Genomic DNA, 6,118 nt, shown 5'->3' with positions numbered 1-6,118 from the left:
GTGCCAGGCTGCGCTTGAGCACGCGCCCGAGGCCCGAGAGGGGAACGTGCCGGAAGGCGAGGAAGGGCAGGCCCTCGATCTCCAGGTGGTGCAGGCGCGTCGTCAGCAGGCCGACGAGGTCCGGCACCAGGTAGCTGTTCACGTTCAGCGCCGAGAGCCGCCCGGTCAGTTCGACGATGCGCTCATAGCGCGCGAAGGGCAGCGTCACCACCACCGTGTCCAGCTCGTGCCGGGCGACGATCGCCTCGAGCGCCCCGCTGTCGCCGAGCACGGGCAGGTCGGGCGGGCCGGTGTCCATGCCCGCTTCGCGGATGAGTCCGAGCGGGCGCAGCCCGTAGCTCGGCTGCTCGGCGAAGAGGCGCCAGACGCGCTCCGTCATCGGGCTCGCCCCCAGCAGGGCGACGTTCAGCACGCCGCGGCCCCGCGCGTAGGCGCGGCCCTGCAGGGCGCGCAGCAGGCGCCGGGCGAACAGGAGGGTGAGGTAGGCGACCGCGGCGAAACTGACGACGAAGCTGCGCGAGAAGCTGTAGCCCCGCCAGAAGAAGAGGAAGCTGAGCAGCAGGGCGAGGCTCACGGTGAGACCGCCGGCCAGGTCCCCGAGGTCGCGGCGCAGGTCGCCCCGGCGGCGCGCCGCGTAGTGCCCGCGCTGGTAGAAGACGCTCGCGCAGACCAAGGCCGTCGATCCCCCCGCTAGCAGATAGACGCTGAAGGCCGGCACCCCCAGGGGCGTCGGGAAGAGCCCGCTCGCGAAGCGCAGGCCGTAGGTCGCCAGCGCCGCGCCGAAGACCGCCGCCAGGTCGCCCAGGAGGAGCAGGCTCGGAAAGAGCATGTCCCCCTTGCGCGTGCGCAGGAGCCGCGGCCCTCGCTCGGCGCTCACCAGCGCCCCTCCAGGAAGTCCGCCAGCTCGCGGCGGAAGATCTCCCGGAAGCGCGCCTTGGCGAAACGCTCGGCCTGGGCGCGCGCCAGCGCCGGGTCCCAGGCGCGCGCCTCCAGGCGCGCGAGGGCGCCCCGCAGGCTCTCCGCGCTGCGCTCGGCGAAGAAGAGCCCCGTCTCGCCCTCGCGCACGGTCTCCAGGGCGCCGCCGGCCCCCAGCGCGATGACGGGCGCGCCGCAGGCCTGCGCCTCGAGCGGCGTGATGCCGAAGTCCTCCTCGCCCGGCAGGATGAAGGCGCGCGCCCCGCGGTAGAGAGCGCGCAGCGCGTCGTCGTCCAGGCGGCCGAGGAAGGCGATCGCGGGGTCGCCCGCTGCGAGCGCGCGCAGGCGCGCCGCGTCCGGGCCGTCGCCCGCGACGAGCAGGCGCCGCCGGCCCCCGCGAAAGGCGGCCAGCGCGAGGTCGAGGCGCTTGTAGGGCACGAGGGCGGAGACGATCAGGTAGTAGTCCCCTCCCGCCGCGGCGGCGGGCGCGGCCGCAGCGGGCGGCCCCGGCGTGTAGAAATCGGTGTCGACCGGCGGGTGGAGGACGCGCACGCGCTCGGGCGGCAGGCCCCAGAACGCGATCAGCTTGCGCCGCACGTTCTCGCTGTTGGCGAGGTAGCGCTGGGCGCGACCGGCCGTGCGGCGGTCCCAGGCGCGCAGCCGCGCCATCGCCCGCGGCAGGACGAAGCGGCCCAGGAAGTCCCGCCGCTCGCCGAAGTAGGCCTCGTACTGATCCCAGGCGTAGCGCATCGGCGCGTGGCAGTAACAGAGGTGGCGCGCGCCGGCCGCGGTCCGCACGCCCTTGGCCACGCAGTGGCTCGAGGAGAGGACGAGCTCGTAGTCGCCCAGGTCCAGGCCCTCGATGGCGGCGGGGAAAAGCGGCAGGTAGTGGCGATACCGCCGCGCGGCCTGCGGCAGGCGCTGGATGAAGGCCGTGCGGATCGGGTGCGCCTCGATCGCCGGACTGACGCTGCCCGGCACGTGGAGCAGCGTATAGAGGGGAGCGCCGGGGAAGGGCTCCAGGAGCAGCTCCAGCACCTTCTCGCCGCCCCGCATCCCCGTCAGCCAATCGTGGACCAGGGCCACCTTCATCGCGTCAGGCTCCGGCGGGCGGGGGACCCGGCAGCAGGCGATCGATCAGCTTGCACAGCACGTGGCCGACCAGCGCGTGTGCCTCCTGGATCCACTGGGTGTCCTCGCTGGGGACGACGATCGCGATCTCGCAGAGCGCGGCCAGCGGCCCGCCGCCCTTGCCGAGCAGGCCGATGACGCCGATACCCCGCTCCCGCGCCGCCTCGGCGGCGCGCAGCAGGTTCGGGCTCCGGCCGCTGGTCGAGATGAGGACGACGAGGTCGCCCGGCCGCACGAAGCCCGCAATCTGGCGGGCGAAGATCGCCTCGAAGCCGTAGTCGTTGCCCACCGAGCTCAGCGTGGAGCCATTGGCGGCCAGGCTGTGCACGGCGCGGGCGGGGCGCTCGCGCTCGAGGCGGCCCTCCATCTCGGCGGCGATGTGCTGGGCGTCGGCCGCGCTGCCGCCGTTGCCGGCCAGCCAGACGCTGCCGCCGGCCGCGAGCGCCGCCGCCAGACGGGCGCCGGCCGCCTCGACGAGGGGCGCCAGGCCGTCCAGCTGCGCGAAGAGCGCGCGGTGCCCGGCCAGGTGCTCGGCGTAGATCGCCTTCAGTTCGCCAGCCATGCCTGCTCCTTCAGGTAGCGCGCGAGCGCGTCCTCCCAGGCCGGCAGCGAGCGCCCGCGCAGCGCCGCCAAACGCTCGCCGCCGAGGCGGCTGTTCGCCGGCCGCGGCGCCGGCCGCGGATACTCGGCCGTGGTGCAGGGGCTGACCTGGGCCGGATCCCGGCCGATCCCCGCCGCGATCGCCCGCGCGAAGCCGTACCAGCTCGTCTCCCCCGCATTGCAGCAGTGGAAGACGCCCTCGCCGCCGGCCGCGGCGAGGTCGAGGATCGCCGCCGCCGCGTCGCGCGTGTAGGTGGGCGAGCCGACCTGGTCGGCGACCACCGTCAGCGCGCGGCCCTGCTGCAGCAGCCCCACGATGGTGGCGACGAAGTTCCTCCCGTCCGGCCCGAAGGACCAGCTGAGGCGAATCACGCTGCCGCCCGCGGCGAGCACCCGCGTCTCGCCGAGCAGCTTGGAGCGCCCATAGGCGCTGGCCGGGTGCGGCCGATCGTCCTCGAGGTAGGGCGTCGTCTTGAGACCGTCGAAGACGTAGTCCGTGCTGACGTAGTAGCAGCGCGCACCGGCTCGCCGCGCGGCCTCGGCGACGGCACCGCTCGCCTCGCCGTTGATCGCCAGCGCGAGCGCGGCCTGCGCCTCGCAGCCGTCGACGTCCGTCAGCGCCGCCCCGTGGATCACCAGCGCCGGCCGCGCCGCCGCGATCTGGGCCGCCGCCTCCTCCGGGCGCCCCAGTTCGAAGCCGGGGCGATCCAGGCCGATCACGCGGTGCCCGCGGCGCGCCGCTTCCTCGACCAGCCGTCGCCCGAGCATGCCCTCGGCGCCGGTGACCAGCACCGCCATCACTTCGCCAGGGCGTTGATCGCCAGGATGAGCCCGCTCAGGGAGGCGGCGGTGAGCAGCACCTCGGAGAAGATCGACAGGTTCGAGCGGCCCACCACGAGCACGTCCCCGCGGTGCAGGTTGTCCGTGCGGGTGACGCGGCGGCTCTCGCCGCTCGCGTCCACCACGTGCAGCTTGCCCTCGCTCCCCTTGTCGCCGACGCCGCCGGCCAGGGCCAGGTACTGGCCGACGGTCCAGGACGGCACGTAGCGCAGAGGGCCGGGCTTGCGCACCTCGCCGAGCACGAAGACCTCGGTCGGCCGCTGGGGGACGTAGAGGACGTCGTCGTGCGCGATCGGCAGCTCGGCTGGGCTCTCGCCGCGCAGGACGGCGCGCAGGTCGAAGCGCAGGAAGCGGCTGCGCTCGGTGCCGCGGCGCTCGAGGGTGGCCGCCTCGGGCAGCGCGCTGCCGCGCATGTCGCCCAGACGCCGGACGAGGTCGCCCAGGGTCTCGCCCGGGCTCAGGTAGACCTCGCCGAGGCGCTCGCCGGCGCCCTCGAGGAAGACCCGCGTCAGGAGCGGCTTGCGACTGGCGACGACGATGACGTCGCCCGGACGCAGGGGCGTCGCCCCGGATTCCGCGTCGAGTTGGCGCGCCACCGGTGTCTCGGCATCGGCGCGCTCCAGCAGGATCGAGCCCGGCAGCGCGTCGGAAGCGAGGCCCTCGGCATAGGCGAGCAGGTCGGCGAGCGTCTCTCCCTCCCGCCACTCGTAGGTGCCGGGCCGGTTCACGGCGCCGATCACCTGCACCGTGTCCCGGCGCAGCGGCACGAAGACGAGCACGCCGGCCGGGCAGTAGGGATTCGCGTCCCAGTCGCCCGCGCGCTGGAAGGGGTAGAGGTCCAGGCGCGTCACGTGCCCGCCCTGGCGGAACTCCACGAAGCGCCGGCTGCCCCGCGCGTTCGGGCCGCCCGCGGCGGCGATGGCCGCGCTCAGCCGATCGCTGGCCGTCAGGCGCACGGCGCCCGGCGCCGCGACTTCGCCTTGCACCTGCACCTCGATCTGCCGCGGCGCGCTGAGCAGGAGCCGCACGGCGACGGCCGGCATGATGGGTGCAAGCGCCTTGCGCACCGCCGCCTCCGCTTCGCGCAGACTGAGCCCGGCGACGTTTTCGCGCAGACCCCCCTCCCACTCCAGGATGCCTTCGGGCAGGACAGCGAGCTCCAGCCGGCGCAGCGACTTGCCGTCCAGCAGCAGCAGCAGGCGATCGCCGGGGCCCAGGCGATAGCGATCGGGGTCGAGGCGGGCGTCGAGCGCCCAGTTGCCTGCCGCTGCGGCGCGCGTCGGCGCCGGCGAGGCTGCCGGCGAGGCTGCCGGCGGCGTGGCGGCGAGTAGCGCGGGCAGGGCCGCCGCGGGCCGTGCGCGCCCGCCGTCGAACTGGGCGCGCGCGGTCAGGGCTGGCAGCACGCAGAAGAGCGCGGTCACCAGGGCGCCGCGCGCGGCAGTCATCGGTTTCACGATTCTCCCCCCGCCTGGGCGGCCAGGGTCTCGCCGAGAGCAGCGAGGACGGCCGCGAACTGCTCGGGTCCGCTGAGCCCGGCCTGCGCGAGGGTCGCGCTGCCGCCGCCGCGGCCGCCGAGCCGCTGTGCGACCTGCTCGGCGAGCCGGCCGGCGTGCAGCCCCGCCGCCGCCAGGCCGTCCGGTACGAGGAGCAGGAAGGAGCTCTTGCCGCCCGCCTCGGCCAGCAGCACGGCGAGGGCACCGTTCAGCTTGCCGCGCAGCGAATCGGCGAGCCTGCGCAGCTCCTTGGGCTGCTCGGCCTTGAGCTCGCCCCTGAGCACGGCGATGCCGCCGAAGCTGCCGGCCGGTGCCAGCAGTTCCTCGCTGCGCGCCGCCGCCTGCGCCGCGCGCAGGGCCTCCAGGTCGCGGCGCAGCCGCTGGCGTTCCTCGATCAAGTCGGCCAGGCTCTCCTCGGCCTGCTCCGGCGCCACGTGCAGTCGCTGCGCGAGCGCGCTCAGGGTGCGGCGGCTCAGGCTCCCCGCGCGCTGCGCCGCGAGTCCCGTCAGCGCCTCCAAGCGCCGCACGCCGCTGGCCACGCTGCCCTCGGCCGTGATGAGGAGCTGCCCGATGGCACCGCTGGCCACCAGGTGCGTGCCGCCGCAGAGCTCGAGCGAGACCTCGCCGACGGAGACGACGCGCACCTCCTCGCCGTACTTCTCGCCGAAGAGCGCCATGGCGCCGCGCGCCATCGCCGCGGCGATCGGCAGCGTCTCGTGGCGCACGGGCAAGTTGGCGAGGACCCACTCGCCCACCTGCTGCTCCACCGCGACCAGCTCCTCGACCCGCAGGGCGCGGTAGTGGTTGAAGTCGAAGCGAAGGCTGTCCGGCCCCACCCAGCTGCCGGCCTGCGTGGCCTCCTCGCCGACGACGGCGTGCAGCGCCGCGTGCAGCAAGTGGGTCGCCGTGTGCGCGCGCGCAATCGCCTGGCGGCGGCCGGCATCGACGCGGGCCTCGAGCGGCAGCGCCCCCAGCTCGGCGATCAGCGCCTCGCGGCTCAGGCCCGCGGGGAGTGCAACGCGATGGCAGAGGCGGCTGCCACGGCGCGTCACCTCGAGGACGGGCAGCTCCCAGCCGCCCAGCGCGAGCAGGCCCGTGTCGGCGACCTGGCCGCCCCCCGTCGCATAGAAGGGGCTCTC

At 75.2% G+C, this 6,118-nt stretch carries 6 protein-coding genes; all 6 read right to left on the bottom strand.

All coding sequences use genetic code 11. The features are described from left to right. On the bottom strand, positions 1 to 877 hold an 877-nt coding region (locus FJ251_12640; protein ID MBM4118556.1), incomplete at its 3' end, for a hypothetical protein. Then, entirely contained in the window at positions 874 to 2,007 is a 1,134-nt protein-coding gene (locus tag FJ251_12635) for a glycosyltransferase family 4 protein (protein ID MBM4118555.1), read from the bottom strand. The genes FJ251_12635 and FJ251_12640, both read right to left, overlap by 4 nt. Positions 2,008 to 2,011: 4 nt before the next feature. Continuing rightward, the gene (locus tag FJ251_12630; GenBank protein ID MBM4118554.1) at positions 2,012 to 2,596 is read right to left on the bottom strand and encodes an SIS domain-containing protein; all 585 of its coding nucleotides are present in this window, start codon (positions 2,594 to 2,596) and stop codon (positions 2,012 to 2,014) included. Next, entirely contained in the window at positions 2,593 to 3,444 is an 852-nt protein-coding gene (rfbD, locus tag FJ251_12625; protein ID MBM4118553.1) for a dTDP-4-dehydrorhamnose reductase, read from the bottom strand. The genes FJ251_12630 and rfbD overlap by 4 nt, the downstream gene beginning before the upstream one ends. Then, positions 3,444 to 4,940 carry a hypothetical protein gene (locus FJ251_12620; GenBank protein ID MBM4118552.1) on the bottom strand — a complete coding sequence of 499 codons (1,497 nt, stop codon included), beginning with the start codon at positions 4,938 to 4,940 and terminating at the stop codon, positions 3,444 to 3,446. The genes rfbD and FJ251_12620 overlap by 1 nt, the downstream gene beginning before the upstream one ends. Further along, positions 4,937 to 6,118: alanine--tRNA ligase (locus FJ251_12615; GenBank protein ID MBM4118551.1), on the bottom strand; the 1,182-nt coding region annotated here is incomplete at its 5' end. The genes FJ251_12620 and FJ251_12615, both read right to left, overlap by 4 nt.

The sequence above is a fragment of the bacterium genome, assembly GCA_016873475.1.
In the GTDB taxonomy this organism is placed as follows: Bacteria; Krumholzibacteriota; Krumholzibacteriia; order JACNKJ01; family JACNKJ01; genus VGXI01.
The sequence above is the reverse complement of the archived record's forward strand: the minus strand, read 5'-3'. Positions and strand labels throughout refer to the sequence as shown.

What these genes read in the sequence shown, in the direction of transcription:
- rfbD (MBM4118553.1), bottom strand. Translation starts at nt 3,444, where the DNA reads ATGGCGGTGCTGGTCACCGGCGCCGAGGGCATGCTCGGGCGACGGCTG.
- FJ251_12635 (MBM4118555.1), bottom strand. Translation starts at nt 2,007, where the DNA reads ATGAAGGTGGCCCTGGTCCACGATTGGCTGACGGGGATGCGGGGCGGC.